Source organism: Parabacteroides sp. AM58-2XD, assembly GCF_003463685.1.
Taxonomy (GTDB): domain Bacteria; phylum Bacteroidota; class Bacteroidia; order Bacteroidales; family Tannerellaceae; genus Parabacteroides; species Parabacteroides segnis.
Map to the genome: position 1 here is coordinate 18,448 of NZ_QSDP01000024.1, position 17,790 is coordinate 36,237.

At 47.0% G+C, this 17,790-nt stretch carries 11 protein-coding genes, 1 tRNA gene and 4 pseudogenes; 5 read left to right on the forward strand and 11 right to left on the reverse strand.

The features are described from left to right. Positions 1-37: 37 nt before the first annotated feature. Both DXA15_RS07940 and DXA15_RS07945 read left to right on the forward strand, forming a co-directional pair. Positions 38-589, forward strand: coding sequence for an NADH peroxidase (locus DXA15_RS07940; RefSeq protein ID WP_007652517.1), 552 nt, complete (start codon positions 38-40; stop codon positions 587-589). 211 nt (positions 590-800) lie between these two features. Next, positions 801-887: transfer RNA gene (locus tag DXA15_RS07945), tRNA-Ser, on the forward strand. A gap of 65 nt (positions 888-952) precedes the next feature. Here DXA15_RS07945 and DXA15_RS07950 read toward each other — a convergent pair. From DXA15_RS07950 to trpB, 8 genes and pseudogenes are all read right to left on the reverse strand, one after another. Beyond that, positions 953-2,269 carry an ATP-binding protein gene (locus DXA15_RS07950; RefSeq protein ID WP_128133674.1) on the reverse strand — a complete coding sequence of 439 codons (1,317 nt, stop codon included), beginning with the start codon at positions 2,267-2,269 and terminating at the stop codon, positions 953-955. A gap of 215 nt (positions 2,270-2,484) precedes the next feature. Next, positions 2,485-3,257: pseudogene (gene trpA, locus DXA15_RS07955) on the reverse strand (tryptophan synthase subunit alpha). Further along, a pseudogene (locus DXA15_RS07960) lies at positions 3,254-3,910 on the reverse strand (phosphoribosylanthranilate isomerase). Before DXA15_RS07960 ends, trpA begins: the two co-directional pseudogenes overlap by 4 nt. Further along, positions 3,904-4,716 (reverse strand): indole-3-glycerol phosphate synthase TrpC, encoded by an 813-nt coding sequence (trpC, locus tag DXA15_RS07965; RefSeq protein WP_128133675.1) that lies wholly within the window; start codon positions 4,714-4,716, stop codon positions 3,904-3,906. The pseudogene DXA15_RS07960 and the gene trpC overlap by 7 nt, the downstream one beginning before the upstream one ends. Positions 4,717-4,719: 3 nt before the next feature. Next, positions 4,720-5,715, reverse strand: coding sequence for an anthranilate phosphoribosyltransferase (gene trpD, locus DXA15_RS07970; protein ID WP_128133676.1), 996 nt, complete (start codon positions 5,713-5,715; stop codon positions 4,720-4,722). A 41-nt stretch (positions 5,716-5,756) separates the two neighbouring features. Next, on the reverse strand, positions 5,757-6,326 hold the full coding sequence (locus DXA15_RS07975; protein ID WP_128133677.1) for an aminodeoxychorismate/anthranilate synthase component II: 570 nt from the start codon (positions 6,324-6,326) through the stop codon (positions 5,757-5,759). A gap of 12 nt (positions 6,327-6,338) precedes the next feature. After that, entirely contained in the window at positions 6,339-7,745 is a 1,407-nt protein-coding gene (locus DXA15_RS07980) for an anthranilate synthase component I family protein (RefSeq protein WP_128133678.1), read from the reverse strand. Positions 7,746-7,748: 3 nt separating this feature from the next. Then, positions 7,749-8,936, reverse strand: a complete 1,188-nt coding sequence (gene trpB, locus DXA15_RS07985) for a tryptophan synthase subunit beta (RefSeq protein WP_007652539.1) — start codon at positions 8,934-8,936, stop codon at positions 7,749-7,751. Positions 8,937-9,237: 301 nt separating this feature from the next. On the opposite strand from trpB, the gene DXA15_RS07995 reads away from it, so the two are divergent. The 3 genes and pseudogenes from DXA15_RS07995 (at position 9,238) to DXA15_RS08005 (ending at position 12,658) form a co-directional block, all read left to right on the forward strand. Next, positions 9,238-10,425 carry a class I SAM-dependent methyltransferase gene (locus tag DXA15_RS07995; protein ID WP_128133679.1) on the forward strand — a complete coding sequence of 396 codons (1,188 nt, stop codon included), beginning with the start codon at positions 9,238-9,240 and terminating at the stop codon, positions 10,423-10,425. Between the two features lie 74 nt (positions 10,426-10,499). Then, positions 10,500-11,005 (forward strand): annotated as a pseudogene (locus tag DXA15_RS08000) (DoxX family membrane protein). A 4-nt stretch (positions 11,006-11,009) separates the two neighbouring features. Then, positions 11,010-12,658: pseudogene (locus DXA15_RS08005) on the forward strand (Gfo/Idh/MocA family oxidoreductase). 50 nt (positions 12,659-12,708) lie between these two features. Here the strand turns inward: DXA15_RS08005 and DXA15_RS08010 are convergent. The 3 genes from DXA15_RS08010 to DXA15_RS08020 all read right to left on the reverse strand — a co-directional run bounded on the left by DXA15_RS08010 (position 12,709) and on the right by DXA15_RS08020 (position 17,781). Beyond that, the gene (locus tag DXA15_RS08010) at positions 12,709-14,379 is read right to left on the reverse strand and encodes a putative transporter (protein WP_128133680.1); all 1,671 of its coding nucleotides are present in this window, start codon (positions 14,377-14,379) and stop codon (positions 12,709-12,711) included. Positions 14,380-14,814: 435 nt separating this feature from the next. Next, a complete protein-coding gene (locus tag DXA15_RS08015; RefSeq protein WP_128133681.1) occupies positions 14,815-15,933 on the reverse strand; it encodes an Sb-PDE family phosphodiesterase in 1,119 nt (372 codons plus the stop codon). 48 nt (positions 15,934-15,981) lie between these two features. Beyond that, the gene (locus DXA15_RS08020) at positions 15,982-17,781 is read right to left on the reverse strand and encodes a RagB/SusD family nutrient uptake outer membrane protein (RefSeq protein WP_128133682.1); all 1,800 of its coding nucleotides are present in this window, start codon (positions 17,779-17,781) and stop codon (positions 15,982-15,984) included. Positions 17,782-17,790 lie beyond the last annotated feature (9 nt).

The following is a 17,790-nucleotide window of genomic DNA, read 5'->3' on the forward strand; positions in this document are numbered from 1 at the left end:
ATACTAATAGTTTTACAACCAATAAAATTTTACGAAGATGAAAAAGAAATGGATCTGCACAGTATGTGGTTATGTTCATGAAGGTGACGAAGCTCCTGAATTCTGTCCGCAATGTAAACAACCGAAAAGCAAGTTCAAAGAACTGGTAGAAACAACAGGCGCTCTGCAGTTTGTAGACGAACACGTATTAGGTGTTGCAAAAGGTGTTGACCCTGTTATTCTTGAGGGGTTGAACGCTCACTTTATGGGTGAATGTACTGAGGTAGGTATGTATCTGGCAATGAGTCGCCAGGCAGACCGCGAAGGTTATCCTGAAGTAGCAGAAGCATTCAAACGTTATGCATGGGAAGAAGCAGAACATGCTGCTAAGTTTGCAGAGCTGTTGGGTGATGTTGTTTGGGACACAAAGACTAACCTGAAAAAACGTATGGAAGCAGAAGCCGGTGCCTGCGAAGATAAAAAACGTATCGCAACATTGGCAAAACAGCAGAATCTGGATGCTATCCACGATACAGTACACGAAATGTGTAAAGACGAAGCCCGCCATGGTAAAGGTTTCGAAGGATTATATAACCGTTATTTCAAATAATAACGTTCAATTCGTTAACACGATAGGATTGGGAGTGCCGGGAGGTTACTCCTTTTAGCACTATAGTGCTGTGTTGTATGATACTATAATGCTATGGGTATTAGCATTATAGTGTTGCTTGGACTGACATAGTAGTGCTGTGTGCAGAAAAAAAAGACCTTTGGAGGATAACGGTATAAAATTTTTTATACATTTGTCGCGTCAACGACCAGGAAAGCTGCCAGAGTGGTCGAATGGGCCGCACTCGAAATGCGGTGAACGGGTAACTGTTCCGGGGGTTCGAATCCCTCGCTTTCCGCTGAAAAGAGAAACAGTTGTCGGTTATAAACTGGCAACTGTTTCTTTTTTTCAAATATATAAAGATTATCGGATTGATATTAGCTTCATGGTCCAATCAGCTAAATATAATGGTATATTAATCAGATTATCATCTACTTTCAGATTGTTCAGTGAATATCGGATTTTATATGTCGGATGATAATTCATATCATATACGGATAGGCTTTTTCCTCCTAAACGAGTGTCTGATTTCACTTCAATGGGAATAATCTCTATACCTGATTGGATAACAAAATCAACCTCTGCTTTTCCTAATGATGTCCAATACCGGGGAAGGATTTCAAGTTGGCATACCAATGATTGTAGGACATAGTTTTCTGCCAATGCTCCTTTAAATTCAGTGTATGCCGTATTGCCAGCTAAGATAGCTTCAGGAGGAAGTCCTGCCAATTCGCGTAGTAAGCCGATATCGGAAAGATAGATTTTGAAGGCTGAAAGGTCATCGTAGCTTTTTAATGGCAGATAGGGTTTGGAGCTGCAAAAGATTCTGTAGATTAGTCCTGCATTTTCTAACCAAAGTAGGGCATCTTCATAGTCTCGTGCCCTGGCTCCCGGTTTTACCATTTTGTAAATAAATTTACGATTTTCTTTTGCTAGTTGACTGGGTATGGAATTCCATATACTTATGATACGAGGAATATCTTTATTCTCAGCATGTTTAGAGAAATCAAATGTGTAGGCATCTAAAATAAATCTCTGTACACGTTTTACTTCGTCCATGCCTTTATTTTCCATAAAGGCTTTTACGGCTGCAGGCATTCCACCTATGACAAGATATTGGCGGTAGAATTCAGTTAGTTTATCTGAAACAATTTGGGGAAGAGGCTCCACAACAGATAACTCTTCAATATATTGATATATTTTTCCATCGCTTACTTTTAAAAATTCTTTAAATGTTAAAGGGTATAGGTTCATGAATTCTACTTTCCCGACAGGGAATGAATCTCCTTTCGATAAGGTTACTCCCAATAATGAACCGGCAGCCACTACAGCATATTCAGGAGCATCCTCACAGAAGTATTTTAAGGAATTCAGTGCTTTGTTGCATTCTTGAATTTCATCAAAGATTATTAGTGTTTTATGAGGCAAAATAGGACTGTCAGTATGCAATTTTAACTGTGAAATTATTCGTTCGGGGGCTTTTGTGTTTTCGAAGATTTCATTTAAAGATTCATCCTTATCGAAATTGAAGCTGGCTACATATTCGAATTCTGTATGACCAAAATGCTCTAATATCCATGTTTTTCCAGTTTGTCTGGCCCCCTTTAAAATTAGAGGCTTTCTATCCGGTCTACTTTTCCAATCTTTTAAATCTTCAATGATGCTACGATATAATTCCATGATAAAATCAATTTTATGTTCCTGAAAATGGCAAAAATGCACAAAAGACGTTCCTGTTTTTGGCAAATGTACTAAATAATAGGGAATAATATTGTTGTAAGTTGCTGTTTTTTCGAGGATATTTTGTTAATATAAAAACGGACAGGCATCCATAGATAAAGCGATGCTTGTCCGTTTTTGTTTCGATGCCTACCCATTTCAGGCAGGTTGTCGTCCTATTTTTTCAAACTTTCCAGTAATGCATCTACAGCTCCGGGGATTGTTGTTTCGCTTTTCAGCAATTGGATAAATTTGCTGCCGATGATGGCGCCTGAGGAATTGGAGGAGGCGGCATCGAAGGTGGCTTTGTTGGAGATTCCGAAACCTACCAGACGAGGATTTTGCAGGTTCATTCCGTTGATACGGCGGAAATAGGCCTGTTTCTGATCGTCGAAACTCTGCTGTGCACCTGTTGTTGCGGCACTCGATACCATATAGATGAAGCCGGAAGTGTGTTCGTCAATCAGGCGGATACGGTCTCGGAAGTTTCAGGGGTGATAAGCATAATCATTTTCAGGTCGTAGCGGTCGGCTATCTCTTTGTAGTCGGACATGTAGTCGGCGAAAGGGAGGTCGGGGATAATCATGCCGTCGATACCTACTTCCACACATTTTTTACAGAAGTCTTCGAAGCCGAATTGCATAATCGGATTGAGGTAGCCCATCAGGATTAAAGGCATTTGTACCTCTTTCCGTATGTCTTTCAACTGTTCGAACAGGAGGTGGAGCGACATGCCGTTTCGCAATGCCTGTGTAGCGGCTTCCTGGATGACGGGGCCGTCTGCTATCGGGTCGGAGAAAGGGATGCCTATTTCGACCATGTTAATACCTCTTGCTTCCAGTTCTTTCAGAACGGTTACCGTATCATTTAGCTGAGGATAACCCGCTGTAAAGTAAACGGACAGGATGCCGTTCTTTTTTGTTTCGAATAAGTTTGTAATACGATTCATATGTCAGTCTTTTTATTTTTAATCTTGTCAATAAATGTTTTCAGTTTCTCTGCGTCTTTTATGCCCGGACTGGTTTCGAAACCACTGTTGAGATCGATACCGGCCAGTTTCGGGTGGCTGAAGTTCCGGAGGGCTTCTGCGCTGTCGGGGTTGATACCGCCACTGAGCAGGAAAGGCGTTTGCCCTTTGTAGGTGGAGAGTACCGACCAGTCGAACTGTTTGCCTGAACCGCCATAGCTGCTGCATTTGGTGTCGAAAAGAAAATAATCGGCACGGCTTCGTAATCGGCGACCGGTTTTAAATCTTCTTCGGTGGCGATGGAGAATGCTTGATGATTGCATATCCCCGTTTATGGAGGGTAAAGCAGATGTCCGGTGATTCGTTTCCATGTAATTGCAGATAATCGAGCCGGTAATGGGCGGCTGTTTCCATCATTTCTTCCGGTGTGGCGTTGACGAAGACGCCGACTCTTTTTAGTTGACAGTTGACGGTTGACAGTTGAGAGATGAAAGATGATAATTGCTGTCCACTGTCATCAGCCCCCAATCTCCTGGGTGATTGGGTGTAAAGATGAATCCCATCCAGTCGATTCCCGTCTCTGCTACCTGCCGGATATTTTCCGGTTCTCGCATGCCGCAAACCTTGATTAGCATGGCAGACCTCCTATGAAAGCGGATAAGGTAGCGCCCGGCTCTTCTGTTTTCATGAATGTCTCACCAATCAGGAAACCGCGGAAGCCAGCCTCACGAAGGCGGCTTACTGTGGCTGTATCTGATATTCCGCTTTCCGAAACCAGTAGGGGAGCCAGGTCTTTTTCTTTGCTGACTTCCTGCATGATCTCTGCCAGACGGAACGAATTTTCCACGTCGGTATGGAATGTCCCGAGGTTGCGGTTGTTAACACCGAGCATGTCGATATGCGGGTTGAGATGCCCCAATTCTGATTCGCTGTGGATTTCCAGCAATGTTTCCAGTTGGAGGGTATGTGCCAGCTCTGCCAGTGACAGGCATTGGTCGGGGGTGAGGCAGGCGGCGATTAGTAGAATAGCGTCGGCTCCCATGACCCGGGCCTGGTATACCTGGTATTCGTCGATGATAAAATCTTTCCGTAACAGGGGAATCTCAGCCAGCTTGCGTGCCTGGCAGAGGTCACCCAACGAACCGCCGAAAAACTGCGGGTCGGTCAGGACCGAGCAGGCAGAAGCTCCGGCTTGCTGATAGGCCGGGATGATGTCCGGGATGGCGGCATCCGGATGCAACCAGCCTTTCGATGGGCTTTTACGTTTAAACTCGGCGATGATGCCCGAAGAAGATGCAGCCAGCGAGGCACGCATTGAATAGGTGGTACGTTCCAGCCGTTCACCACCCAATGCCAGTAGCGTACGGAGTTGTACGGCTTGTTTCTGCCGGTCTACTTCGATGCGTTTGTTGGCTATAATGTCTTGCAATATATCTTTCATAAATCAATTATTCAGCGAAATAAACTTTTTCAGTGTGGCCAGTGCATTGCCGCTTTCCAGTGATTCGCGGGCTTCGGCGATACAGGTTTCTATCTTCTTTTCCGGGCAGATGACCTGGATAGCAAAGGCAGAATTGGCAATTACGCAGTTCTTTTGTGCCGGGGTTGCCGTATTGGTCATTACGTTATTGAAGATGCGGGCGGCATCTTCGACAGTCTGGCCGCCGTCGAGGTCATCCTCTGTGCAACGGGCAAAACCAAGCATTTCCGGGGTATATAGTTTCTCTTTCTCCGGCATTGCTACCTTGAAGTCGGAGGTCAGTGATATTTCATCGTACCCGTCCAGGCTGTGGACAACGGCAAAACGTGTCCCGCTTTCCTGGTATGTGTAGCTGTATAACCGCAGCAAAGGTAAATTATATACGCCCAATAACTGGTAAGCCGGCATAACGGGATTCACCAGCGGGCCGAGCATATTGAAGAAACTGCGTACTCCCAGGCTTTTACGTACCGGGGCTACCGCTTTTAAGGCCGGATTGAATAAAGGGGCATGCAAGTATGCGATATGGCAGGTGTCCATGCTTTGGCGTAGTTTGTCGATATCGTTGGTAAACTTGACGCCATGTTGTTCCATCACATTGCTGGCGCCGCTGACGGAGGTTGCGCCGTAGTTACCATGTTTCACCACATTGTAACCGGCTCCGGCAACGACAAAACAGGAAGCAGTACTGATATTGAATGTGTTTTTGCCGTCGCCCCCTGTACCGACGATGTCGATTGGCTTGTAATCCGACAGGTCGATCGGTACGCGCATTTCGAGCAGGGCTTCGCGGAAACCGGATAACTCTTCTACGGAAATGTTACGCATCAGATAGACGGTGATGAGGCTGGCTATCTGGGAATCATTGTATTGGCCGGCAGCCATATTCTGAAGTATCTGGCGGGCTTCATCCCGGCCGAGGTACTGGTGTTCGAATAATCTGTATAATATATCTTTCATAACTCTTCTTTCGTAAATGATTTCTTTTTAACTGCCACTAGTCATCTTTTCAGCCAGTTTTCAATAATAATCTTGCCTTTCGGGGTCAGGACCGATTCCGGATGGAATTGGATACCCCGGACATCGTACGTACGGTGACGTAATGCCATGATTTGTTTTTCTTCCATATCTTCCGCTGTTATTTCCAGGCAATCGGGAAAGTTTTCGCGGGAGACTACCCAGGAGTGGTAACGCCCGGCACGGAATCCGGCTTCGAGTCCGGCAAATAACGGTTCTTTAGCTGTCACCCGGATATCGGAACAAACGCCGTGATGAACGTCCGTCAGGTTAATCAGGGTTGCTCCGAAGGCTTCTCCAATCGCTTGTTCTCCGAGGCATACTCCCAGAATACTTTTTGTCGGGGCATATTGGCGGATTAAAGGAAGCAGGATGCCTGCTTCTTCCGGAATACCGGGACCCGGCGAAAGAAGGATTTTATCAAAGCGGTCTACTTCTTCCAAGGATATTTTGTCATTGCGGTGAACTTCCACCTCCGCACCCAGTTCCTTCAGGATATGTAATAAATTATAGGTGAAGGAATCATAATTGTCGAATAATAATATCTTGCTCATAATTTTCAATTTTTAATTCTTCAACTTCTCTGCCAGGTCGATTGCCTTTTTCAAGGCTCCCAGCTTGTTGTTTACTTCCTGAAGTTCGCGTTCGTCGTTGCTTTTCGCTACGATACCGGCACCGGCCTGGTAATACAGTACGTTGCCGCGGCTGACGAAGGTACGGATGGTGATTGCCTGGTTCAGGTCACCGTCCAGGCCGATAAATCCGATACAGCCGCCATAGGCTCCGCGGTTATGTTTTTCGAGGTCGGTGATAAGCTGCATGGCACGTACTTTCGGGGCGCCGCTGAGGGTTCCTGCCGGGAAGGTGTCGATGTATGTTTTTACCGGGTTGCTGTCGTTGTTCACTTCGCCGCTTACACGGGAAACCAGGTGGATGACGTGGCTGTAATATTGTACCTCCTTGTAGAAATCGACCTGTACGTTGTGTGCGTTGCGGCTTAGGTCGTTGCGGGCAAGGTCTACCAGCATGACATGTTCGGCATTCTCTTTCGGGTCGGCGAGCAGGGCTTCTGTACGTTGTTTGTCGAGAGCCACGTTGCCTGTGCGGAAAGCGGTTCCGGCAATCGGGTCGATGCTTGCATGGCCTTCCGTCACTTTGCAGTGCGTTTCGGGAGAAGAACCGAAGATGCGGAAGCCGCCGAAGTCAAAATAGAAAAGGTAAGGGGAAGGATTGACACTTCTCAGGGCACGGTAGACTTTAAAGTCGTCGCCTTTGAACGGTTGTTCGAAACGGCGGCTTAAAACGATTTGGAAAACATCACCGCGCAGGCAGTGTTTGATACCTTCGCGAACCATGGCCTTGTATTCTTCGCCGGTGATAGGAGAAGTCTCCGGCCCGGTAGTCTGGAAGTTATAGGAAGCATAGTTGCGGTTTTCAATCAGTGTTTCGATCTCTTGCAAGTTGCTTTTTTCACCGTCCTGCAATAATTCGACCAATGTCAGTTCATTTTTGAAATGGTTGAAGACGAGGATATACTTATATAATATGTATAGCATGTCGGGAGCATCGTTCTCTTCGTGGTGGGCTTCCATGACCGGAATGTTTTCGAAGTAACGGACAGCATCGAAGGCCGTGTATCCGAACAGGCCGCAGATTTTCTTGTCTGCCCCTTCGATGCTGTAACGGCTCAGAAACGCGTTCATGGCATCTGCTACGTTATAGCTTTCGCTGAGGGGAGTCACTTCGCGGTTGCTGTCGGGAAAGGTTGCCGTACATTCGCCGTTGTTGATGCCGATACTTGCCAGCGGGCAGAGGGCGATGAAGGAAAGGCTGTTTTCGTTTCCGTGGAAGTCCGAACTTTCCAGCAGGGCTGATTCCGGATAGATATCCCGTACTTTCAGGTAGATGCTGACGGGCGTGTGCAGGTCGCCCAGGACCTGTTTGCTTATCGTTTTGAAATGATAGTTTTTCATCGGTTACTTTCTGTTTTTGTATTCAATATACGTATCCATATCTTTATCTCCGCGTCCCGAAACGGTCAGTACGACTACGTCTTCCGGCTTGAAATTCACTTTGCTGAGTGCTCCCAGTGCATGGGCGCTTTCCAGTGCCGGGATGATTCCTTCCAGGCGGGTCAGTTCGAAAGCGGCTTCCAGTGCTTCGTCGTCATCGACAGCCAGGATAGAGGCGCGGTGGCTGACGGACAGATTGGCGTGAATCGGGCCGATTCCCGGATAGTCCAGTCCGGCAGAGATAGAGTAGGGCTCTTCGATTTGTCCGTCTTCGCTCTGCATGACCAGGGTACGGGCTCCGTGTATGATTCCTTTTTTTCCCAGCTGGATGGTGGCGGCGCTCATACCTGAACAGATTCCTTTTCCTCCGGCTTCTGCCAGTACGAGTTTCACCCGCTGGTCGTCGATAAAGTGATAGATTGTACCGGCGGCATTGCTTCCGCCTCCCACGCAGGCAATCAGGTAATCCGGATGATCGCGCCCTTCTTTTTCCTGTAACTGTTTCTTTATCTCTTCACTGATAACGGATTGCAGGCGTGCTACCATGTCGGGATAAGGGTGAGGGCCGACTGTGGAACCGATGATGTAATACGTATCGGAAGGGTGACAACACCAGTCACGGATTGCTTCGTTTGTCGCATCTTTCAGGGTCATGTTGCCGGAAGTAACAGGGACGACGGTCGCGCCGAGCATCTCCATCTTCTGCACGTTGGCATGCTGGCGTTCCACATCCGTCTTGCCCATGTAAACGATGCATTCCATGTTCATCAAGGCGCAAACGGTAGCTGTGGCAACACCGTGCTGTCCGGCACCTGTTTCGGCGATGATGCGGGTTTTACCCATGCGGCGTGCCAGCAGAATCTGTCCGATTGTGTTGTTGATTTTGTGGGCTCCCGTATGGTTGAGGTCTTCCCGTTTGAGATAAATCTTGCAACCATACTTTTCGCTTAATCGTTTTGCCAGGTAAAGGGGAGAGGGACGGCCTACATAGTCGCGCAGCAACTGGTTGAATTCCTGTTTGAAACTTTCACTTTCCAGTACTTCCAGATAGATGTTCTGTAAGTCTTCCACACACTGGTGAAGGATTTCGGGGATATAAGCACCGCCGAACTCACCATAATAACCGTTTTTGTCAACTTGATACGTTTTCATCTTTTTGCTATATTATTTTAGTTGTATTCCGTTTGTTTGAAAAAGAAAAAAGGCCCGTCGCAAGTGCGACAGACCTTTCTATGATATCTTGACTAGTATATACACAGGACTGCGTTCCTTACGACCGTTGTAGGAGTAAAGAGCGCCACCACCAAAATGTATTTACTATAAATGTTCTCATGACTGTTTTTGTTATTACGGCAGCAAATATAGATATTCTCTGACAAACAGCAAATGATTTGCTAGTTTTTTTGAAAAATATTCGTTGTATCACTAATCATAAAAACCTTATCTTTGCCGCATGAAACAGACAGATGAATTCCGGAGATTTGTAAAAGAACATGCAGGCGATGATTTGACACGTCTTCTGCTGAGTGCATCCCGTTATCCTTCAATCGATGTTCCTTTTGCTGCAGAACAGATTGCATCCCGGCGTCAGATTAGGGAAAAGCTGCCTCTATGGTATGCAAACGACGATTTGTTATTTCCTTCAAAGATATCGGCAGAGCAATGTTCATCTGAACAGACGGCTTCCTACAAACAGCGTTTGGTGAAGGAAGATGAAACCCTGTGCGACCTGACCGGGGGGCTGGGAATTGACAGTTATTACTTCTCCCGGAAAGTCCGCCAAGTAACTTATATAGAACGTTTCCCTGCCTATTGCGAGGCTGCCCGTAATAATTTTTCAGCATTGGGTGTCGACAATATAACGGTTATGGAGGGGGATAGCACAATGTTAATATCCCAACTGCCCCGAACCGATGTTTTTTATATTGACCCGGCCCGCCGCGGCGAAGGGAATAAACGGGTTTTTGCTTTGCAGGATTGTGAGCCCGACCTGCCGGCCTTGTTGCCGGAACTCTTCCGCCATGCGCCGAAAGTGATTGCAAAGTTATCTCCTATGGCCGATATACGGTTGACATTGGAACTCTTGCCTGGAACTACGGAGGTCCATGTGTTATCGGTAAAGAACGAATGTAAGGAACTGCTTTTTGTTGTGGAAAGGGATGCATCCATAACATCTCCGGCTATCCATTGTATTAATTATACTGCTAATGGGGAGGAAGAATCTTTTATTTTTACTTTGCAGGATGAGAGCCGGGAAGAATTACATCTGTCCGGTCAGATAAAAAACTATCTCTATGAACCCAATTCCTCACTGTTGAAAGCCGGTGCTTTTAAAAGTACCGCTACCCGTTTCGGACTTGAAAAGTTGCATACGAGTAGCCATCTTTATACCTCTGATACAGGAGTAGCTGTTTTTCCGGGCAGGAGTTTTGTCGTAGAAGAGGTATTCCCTTTTACCGGGAAACTCTGCAAAGGAATATCCGGACAAATACCCCGTGCAAATATCACTGTCCGTAATTTCCCTCTATCCGTAGAAGAATTGCGTAAGCGCACAAAGATCATGGATGGTGGAGATGTATATCTTTTTGCTACTACTCAGGCCGACAATAGTAAAATTTTGGTAAAATGTAGAAAGTTTTAGTATCATCAGTATTTCAAATCCTTTGTTCTCCGGATTTTATCCCTATATTTGCGGCGATAAATCAAATACATGAAATGATACAAAAAGATTCTTACACTTCTGCGCAGTTGACCGCGATGGTTGTACTGCGATTATTCATTGGCTGGCATTTTGCCTACGAAGGACTGGTGAAGATCCTGAATCCCAAATGGACATCGCTTCCTTACCTGCTCGATTCCAAAGGTTTTATGTCTGACTTTTTCGCCGGATTGGCTAGTGATCCGGCCATGATGAACATGGTTAATGCGCTGAACGAATGGGCGCTGTTGTTAATTGGTCTCGGACTGATTACCGGTGCTTTCAGCAAACTCTCTTCTATCGGAGCGATGATATTGCTTGCATTTTATTACCTTTCCCATCCTTCGTTTATCGGGCACAATATATGATGCCGTTCGAAGGGTCTTATCTGTGGATAGACAAGAATCTGGTAGAGATGGCGGCTCTGGCTGTACTGCTGGTTTTTCCCACTTCTCATATTATCGGGCTGGACCGCTATCTGAAAAAAGCGATTCCCTTATTGTCTAAACTCAAATTAATGTAATATCATGGCAACAGAAAACAATAATAATACTCCGAAAGAAAATCAGGGGCCTCAGTCTGAAGGACGTCGTAATGCCCTGAAGGCGTTGGCTACCATTCCGGTATTGGGGGCACTGGGTTATGGTGTCTACAAGAAACAGACGTACGACAAAAAGTCGAAAAGTCTGGGTAGTGCCTTTAAGTTTGATAAAGAACATTATATGATTCCTGCCCAGCCGGACGGGAAAAAGATTCGTATCGGAATGATCGGTTTCGGTATCCGCGGCAAGCAGCTGATGCGTGCAGCCGGTTTTGCCGAACCTTCCTGGATCGACGGCCTGATTGAAGGGGCGAAGAACGATAGCAAGGACAAGCGTTATGAGCAGTTCCTGGAGCAGGATGACCTGAATATCGAAGTAACCGGCGTGTGCGATATCTTCGATGTGTATGGTGAAGCGGCTGTTTTGGCGGCATCCAATATTCATCGCGAAGGTTCGAACGGAAAGTTCGGGAAACGGCCGAAACGTTACAGAACATATAAAGAATTGCTGGCGGCCGATGACATCGACGCAGTTATTATCGCTACCCCCGACCATTGGCACAGTACGATGGCGATGGAAGCAGCAAAAGCAGGAAAGCATGTCTATGTGGAAAAACCGTTATCGTGGACAGTACCTGAGACTTATCAGGTGCGCCAGGTGGTTAAGGAAACCGGTATTGTTTTCCAGCTGGGGCATCAGGGACGTCAGACCGACAGTTATATCCGTGCCAAGGAGATCATCGATAAAGCCTGATCGGCAAAGTATCGCTGATCGAAGTATGTACCAACCGTAACGATCCGAACGGAGCGTGGGTATATCCGCTGATAGACGGCGCTTCTCCCGACACAATCGACTGGAAACAGTTCGAAGGACCGGAAGAACGCATCAAGGAATATACCGACTATATGACATCGAACAACCTGCAACGGTATATCGGTCCTGATCCCCGTGATAAATTCAGCCTGGAACGTTTCTTCCGCTGGCGTTGCTGGTGGGATTACAGTACCGGTTTGAGCGGTGACTTGCTGACACACGAGTATGATGCGATCAATCAGATATTCGGAGTGGGTATTCCTCATTCGGCAACTTCGTCGGGTGGTGTCTATTACTTCAAGGACGGACGTACGGTACCTGACGTCTTGCAGACTACTTTCGAATTCCCCGACCGGGATATGACGATGTTGTACAGTGCTACATTGGCCAGCAACCGTCCGCGTGGAAAGGTCATTATGGGACATGATGCCCAGATGGAATTGTCCAATACGATTACGCTGAAAGCAGACCCGGCTTCTGAAATTTACAAGGAGAAGATGGACAAGGGGATCATCAAACCGAACGAACCGTTCTACACCTATGTACCGGGACAAAATTCGGTGGATGCTATTACGTCACCTACTGAATTATATTTTGCCCAGCGCGGTTTGCTTTACACCTATGTAAGCGGTAAACGTTACGACACGACTCACCTGCATATTCGTGAATGGTTGGAATGTATCCGTCAGAATAAACAGCCGAGCTGTAACATAGATGCCGCATTCCAGGAAGCGATGACTGCCCATATGGGAACACATGCTTATCTGGAAGGACGTACGATGTACTGGGATAAAGAGAAAGAAGAGATTGTGAAAGGATAATCGATACTGATTATATTATGAGGGAGGGGGAATGAAAGTTCCCCCCTTTTTTATGTAAATAGCATAATGATTAACTGCGCCGATATCACCCTGATAAACATGGATAAAGGATAAACCGTAGCATAGGCTACCGATGGTTCGTCGCCTTCGACCGTTGTATTGGCATAGGTCAGGGCCATGGGGTTTGCCATACTGCCGCAGAGCATCCCGACGTTGTGTGCATAGTCGAGTTTGAAGAACTGGGAAGCGATGAAACCGACAATCAGGACAGGGACAATCGTCAGCAGAAAACCTAGTCCGACCCATAAAGCCCCTTCCGCCCGGAATACGGTCTCAAAGAAATGGGCTCCCGAATCAATCCCAAGCCCGGCCAGATAGATGACGATACCTAATTGGCGCAGCATCAGGTTGGCACTCATGGTCGTATAAGTAGTCAGATGGAAACGCGGGCCGAAAGCACCCATCAGGATACCGACAATAATGGGACCGCCGGCAATACCCAATTTGATTGGTGTAGTCATCCCCGGCAACATGATCGGCAGGGACCCCAGCAGAACCCCCAGTGAGATACCGATAAATACCGCCAGCAGGTTCGGATTATCCAGGCGTTTGATTTCGTCTCCCAGAATCCGGCCTACATTATTGACTGCATTTTTCTCGCCTACGATTGTCAACCGGTCGCCGATTTGCAGGTGTAGGGCCGAGTCGGCAACCAGGTCGATACCGGCACGGTTTACACGGGTGATATTGATGCCGTACAGGTTACGTAGTCGGAGCGAACCGAGCTTTACGCCGTTTACCCGGTTGCGGGTAACGACGATGCGGCGGGATATCAGTTGCGAGTCGATTGCATTCCAGTCGATGTCTTCTTTGTTCCAGTCGACGTTTTCCTGTTCTCCGAAAAGCACTTTAATGGTTTCGACATCTGATTTATGGGAAATAATCAGTAGATGGTCGTCTTCATGCAGTACGGTGTCGGAGGTGGGGATACTTACTTTTCCGTTACGCCACACGCGGGAAATCACAAAATGTTTCTCCGTCAGCTTCATGATATCCTTGATACTTTTATCGTAGATAGCAGGGTTGCTGATATGGAATTCGGTAATATTGGGTTTCGTGTTATGTTTTTCTTTGTCATCCGCCAGGTTCTTGTCTCCGAACACTTTTTTCAGCAGGATAATAGCCAGGATAACCCCTACGACTCCCAAAGGATAGGCTACGGCACAAGCCAGTGCCATATCGGTCACTTCCTTGTAATCGGCCGGTTCTACCTGTAATAAAGCCTGTTGTGCGGCCCCCAGAGCCGGTGTGTTGGTGACGGCTCCGCAAAGCAGGCCGACCATATTCGGCAACGAAACATCGGTCGTCCAATGGAAAACAAGAGTCATGAGCAATCCCAGCAGGATGACGCCCAACCCCATCATGTTCATAGCTACCCCGCCTTTTTTTAAAGAGGAGAAGAAACCCGGACCGACCTGTAACCCTAAAGAGTAGACAAACAGAATCAGGCCGAAGCTCTGTGCGAAGTTCAGCATGTCTTTATTAACAACAATCCCGAAATGCCCGGCCAGAATCCCGGCAAAGAATACGAAGGTGATCCCCAGCGATATACCGAATATCTTCTGTCTTCCCAAGAATAATCCCACGGCCGAAACCAGTGAGATAACTATAACAGCCTGCAACATCGTCGGCTCTAAAAAAGCTTCCTGCAACCAATTCATAAGAGAGTTTTTTGTTGAGATTGCAAAGATAGGGGTTTAATTTTGATAATATCATAAGAAATAAAGGGCAATTGGAAAATTGAGAATTGAAAATTAGGCTTCGCGCTCGAATATAGAAAAAATTGAGCTATCTGTTTATTGACTGGTTGTACCTGGCTCCCCTCTTGAGAGGGGGTAGGGGGTGTGTTAAAGAGTCAATAAAACAAGCCTTGTTACAGGTTTATTTGCCGTCAGCTGAAGCAAACGGCAAATGAACCTGTAATAGTCAAGTGACTCTGATTATGGTGGTTGTATGGCGGGGATATGACACACCCCCTTCCCCCTCTCAAGAGGGGAGCCAGGTACAACCAGTTGCTATAAAAGATAGCTCAAACCTGGCAATTATTGAAATATTTAAAACAAATAATAACAACAATATCCCTTTGAACTAAAACCTTAAAACAGCCGGACCTCTAATCTCTTTTCCGGGCTGATAATCATATTCTCGACCTGGTAAGATACGGATTGATTGCTGTTTGCTTTAGGTTGTATGACAAGTATCGTTTCTCCGGCGGGTATCTCGATTGTTTCCGGATAACCGTTTACATTCTTATCCGTTTTCCGGAGGAGGAAGGGGACATCTGTATGGTTCACGATACTCCGGTATGAACGTTCGGGGGTGGAGTGGTGGACCGGTTTCATTTCGATGGAAGCTTCGAAGAACTTTTGCAGTAAATCTTCTTTTCCCATTAGGGTGTCATAGAACCATATCAGGGTACGGCGATCGAAAAGAGCTTCGCGGATTCCCTCTTCCGTGCGGTCTTTCGACAGGACAAGCGTCATTGGACGGTGGCTGGTGGTGCGGAAATCATACAAGCGTTCGATTACGTCGTGTACGTCGGTGTTGCAAAGTAAGGTCAGGTTCTTTTCGTTTACCCAGTTCAGGGCGACCGGATACCATTCAAATTCGTTGAATACCTCGATGCCGTTCAGCCAGCCTTTTTGGTAGAGCGTTTCGTGTACGTCGTGCCATAGGATAGAGTCGACACCCCATCCCGGATGATTCCATTGAATGAAGGCACCCTGGTTGTGGGCTTCTTCGATTGCTTTCATATAATCTTTCTGGTCGAGTGCATTTACATCTTTGACGAACAAGGCGTTCAGATGTCCGGGAGGCATCGAGCGAGTGATTTCGCCCCCTTTTATCAGGATGATTTCCCGGCGGTCCGCTTCTTCTTTTGCCAGGTCGAAGGAATAATTATGATTTCCTTTTTCTACACCGGGACGCGCCGGCTGCCCTTCGATATGGTCGGTGATGGCGATGGCGTCGAGACCTTCTTCCCAGGCTTCCTGTATCCGCAATGTCGGCCATACGATGCCGTCGGAGAAGATTGTATGGATATGGAAATCACATTTCAGCAGGTTATATCCGTCTATTTCGGGTAACCGGATTTCCTTGCGTGCCTTCACTCGCTCTTTTCCGACTTTTATTTGTTTGGGTAGCGCTTCCTGTGCATGGCTACATACGCTTACCGCCATGAATGATAAGGCGATTAATACATTTGTCATTTTCATATATTCTTGTTTTTAGTATTATTATCTTATGTCTGTTTATCACTTGTTTTATTCCCACCCGAACAACTGCGGAGCCAATGCCGGATTCAGGTCGACCTCGTGTTTCGGGACGGGGCGGTAATAGAATTTGGGTTCCTGGAAAGTGCCCATGTCTTTAATTGTCAGGATATTTCCTTTTGTCCCTTCGGCCAGGTAAACAGTCGCATTCGTGTCGTCGATTGTGCCGGTTTTGTAATATACCAGCTTTTTACCCAGCGAATTGGTTTCCTTATCCGCTTCGGCGGGGATATCCTGTGAGGAAGGAATCAGGTAAATATCTTCTACTCCGTCGCCTGTCAGGTCGAATTTGCCTAAGGAAGGGAAGTAGAGGCCTTCGGGTTCTTTTTCTAGTAATTTGCCGGATTTCCAGCGCATCAGGTCATCGTAGCGGAAACCTTCGAGGGCCAGTTCGACACGGCGTTCGCGGCGTATCTCCTGTAAGGTGGAGGAGATGCCAGGGAAGGCTTTCTGCATGACCGGGTCGGCTGCCGGATTTAGTTTCAGGGGAGGGATGCCGGCACGCGAACGGAGGCGGTTGATTGTTTTATCCAAATCGTCCTGGGTTAACTCACCCAGTTCGGCACGGGCTTCGGCATAGGTCAGTAGTACTTCGGCGTAACGCAGTACAGGGTAGTCGATATCCAGGTAATAATCCTCATCCTTATTATTGATGAAACCTTTGATTTGATGGTAGCCGGAGAAGTTCTTGTTCAGATTCTGCACATAGATGCCGGCTCCCGGGGCATAGGTCATCGTGTTGATTAGCTCCCATCCCGGCCAGGCGAGTGTCTGCCACATACGCGGGTCGCGGTTCTGAAATTCTTCTACGAACTGTTTGGTTTCATAACCCGGCTGGGCGGAGTAGTAGGTACCGTCTTTCATCAGGTAAGATTGTACCAGGTCTTTGGTCGGGCAAGGGATATAATTACCGAACATGAAAGCCCAGAAGCCATTCCCTTTTATCTTTCTGTCGAAATAAGTGGCCAGAATAATTTCCGGATTGCTGCTCAGGTCGGGGCTTTCAAACAAGGTGTGGTAATCGTTATCCGTATCGCCGGTCGTATAGATGCTGAAGCCTCCTTCGTTCATGATTTGGAGAGCGGCATCAGCGGCTATTTTCAGATAGGTGTTGGCTGAAGCCTGCAAATTCAGTTCGTCGTGATATTTGCGGTAGGTACCTTCGTACAGCGCATGGCGTGCCATATAGGTGAGGACCACCCATTTATCCACGGCGCCTGTCTCCTGGCCGGTTTTCACGTGCTCGGCGGCAAACTGGTAGTCTTCGAATATCTTCTGGATGACAACGTCGCGGGAGTCACGCGGTTTGTACAAGTCTTCGTCTGAGGTAGTCTGCGTTTTGTCGTACCAGGGCACGTCGGAGAAGCGTTTTACCTTGTCCATATAGAAACGGGCCCGGAAGAAGCGGGCTACTCCCTGGTAATGGGCAAGCACGTCTTCAGCTACGGCAGCCTTTTCACAGTTATCGAGGAAAAGATTGATTGTCCGTAACTTCTCCCAGTCCCATCCGGAACTCACCGTTGTCGAATTGGCGTTGGTCGAAATCATGATGTTCTTTACTTCCACGACGTCTGTCGTTGCCTGGTTGTCGGTTCCGGCATCGGCTACGTAATTGTTGAAGTTGGGGAAATCGTACAGGTTGTAACAATACATTTTCAAGTCCTGCTCCGTATTGAAGTAACTGTCTACGCCAATCTCCGTCTGCGGATGGCGTTCCATAAAATTGTCGTTGCAGGAAGTCGATGCGAGGCACGTAAGAAGCGTTGCCAGGTAATATAACTCTTTTTTCATTGTTGCTTT

Excerpts from the sequence above, each read along its gene's own strand:
- DXA15_RS07940 (WP_007652517.1), top strand. The coding sequence starts at position 38 with ATGAAAAAGAAATGGATCTGCACAGTATGTGGTTATGTTCATGAAGGT.
- DXA15_RS07950 (WP_128133674.1), bottom strand. The coding sequence starts at position 2,269 with ATGGAATTATATCGTAGCATCATTGAAGATTTAAAAGATTGGAAAAGT.
- trpC (WP_128133675.1), bottom strand. The coding sequence starts at position 4,716 with ATGAAAGATATATTGCAAGACATTATAGCCAACAAACGCATCGAAGTA.
- trpD (WP_128133676.1), bottom strand. The coding sequence starts at position 5,715 with ATGAAAGATATATTATACAGATTATTCGAACACCAGTACCTCGGCCGG.
- DXA15_RS07975 (WP_128133677.1), bottom strand. The coding sequence starts at position 6,326 with ATGAGCAAGATATTATTATTCGACAATTATGATTCCTTCACCTATAAT.
- DXA15_RS07980 (WP_128133678.1), bottom strand. The coding sequence starts at position 7,745 with ATGAAAAACTATCATTTCAAAACGATAAGCAAACAGGTCCTGGGCGAC.
- trpB (WP_007652539.1), bottom strand. The coding sequence starts at position 8,936 with ATGAAAACGTATCAAGTTGACAAAAACGGTTATTATGGTGAGTTCGGC.
- DXA15_RS07995 (WP_128133679.1), top strand. The coding sequence starts at position 9,238 with ATGAAACAGACAGATGAATTCCGGAGATTTGTAAAAGAACATGCAGGC.
- DXA15_RS08010 (WP_128133680.1), bottom strand. The coding sequence starts at position 14,379 with ATGAATTGGTTGCAGGAAGCTTTTTTAGAGCCGACGATGTTGCAGGCT.
- DXA15_RS08015 (WP_128133681.1), bottom strand. The coding sequence starts at position 15,933 with ATGAAAATGACAAATGTATTAATCGCCTTATCATTCATGGCGGTAAGC.
- DXA15_RS08020 (WP_128133682.1), bottom strand. The coding sequence starts at position 17,781 with ATGAAAAAAGAGTTATATTACCTGGCAACGCTTCTTACGTGCCTCGCA.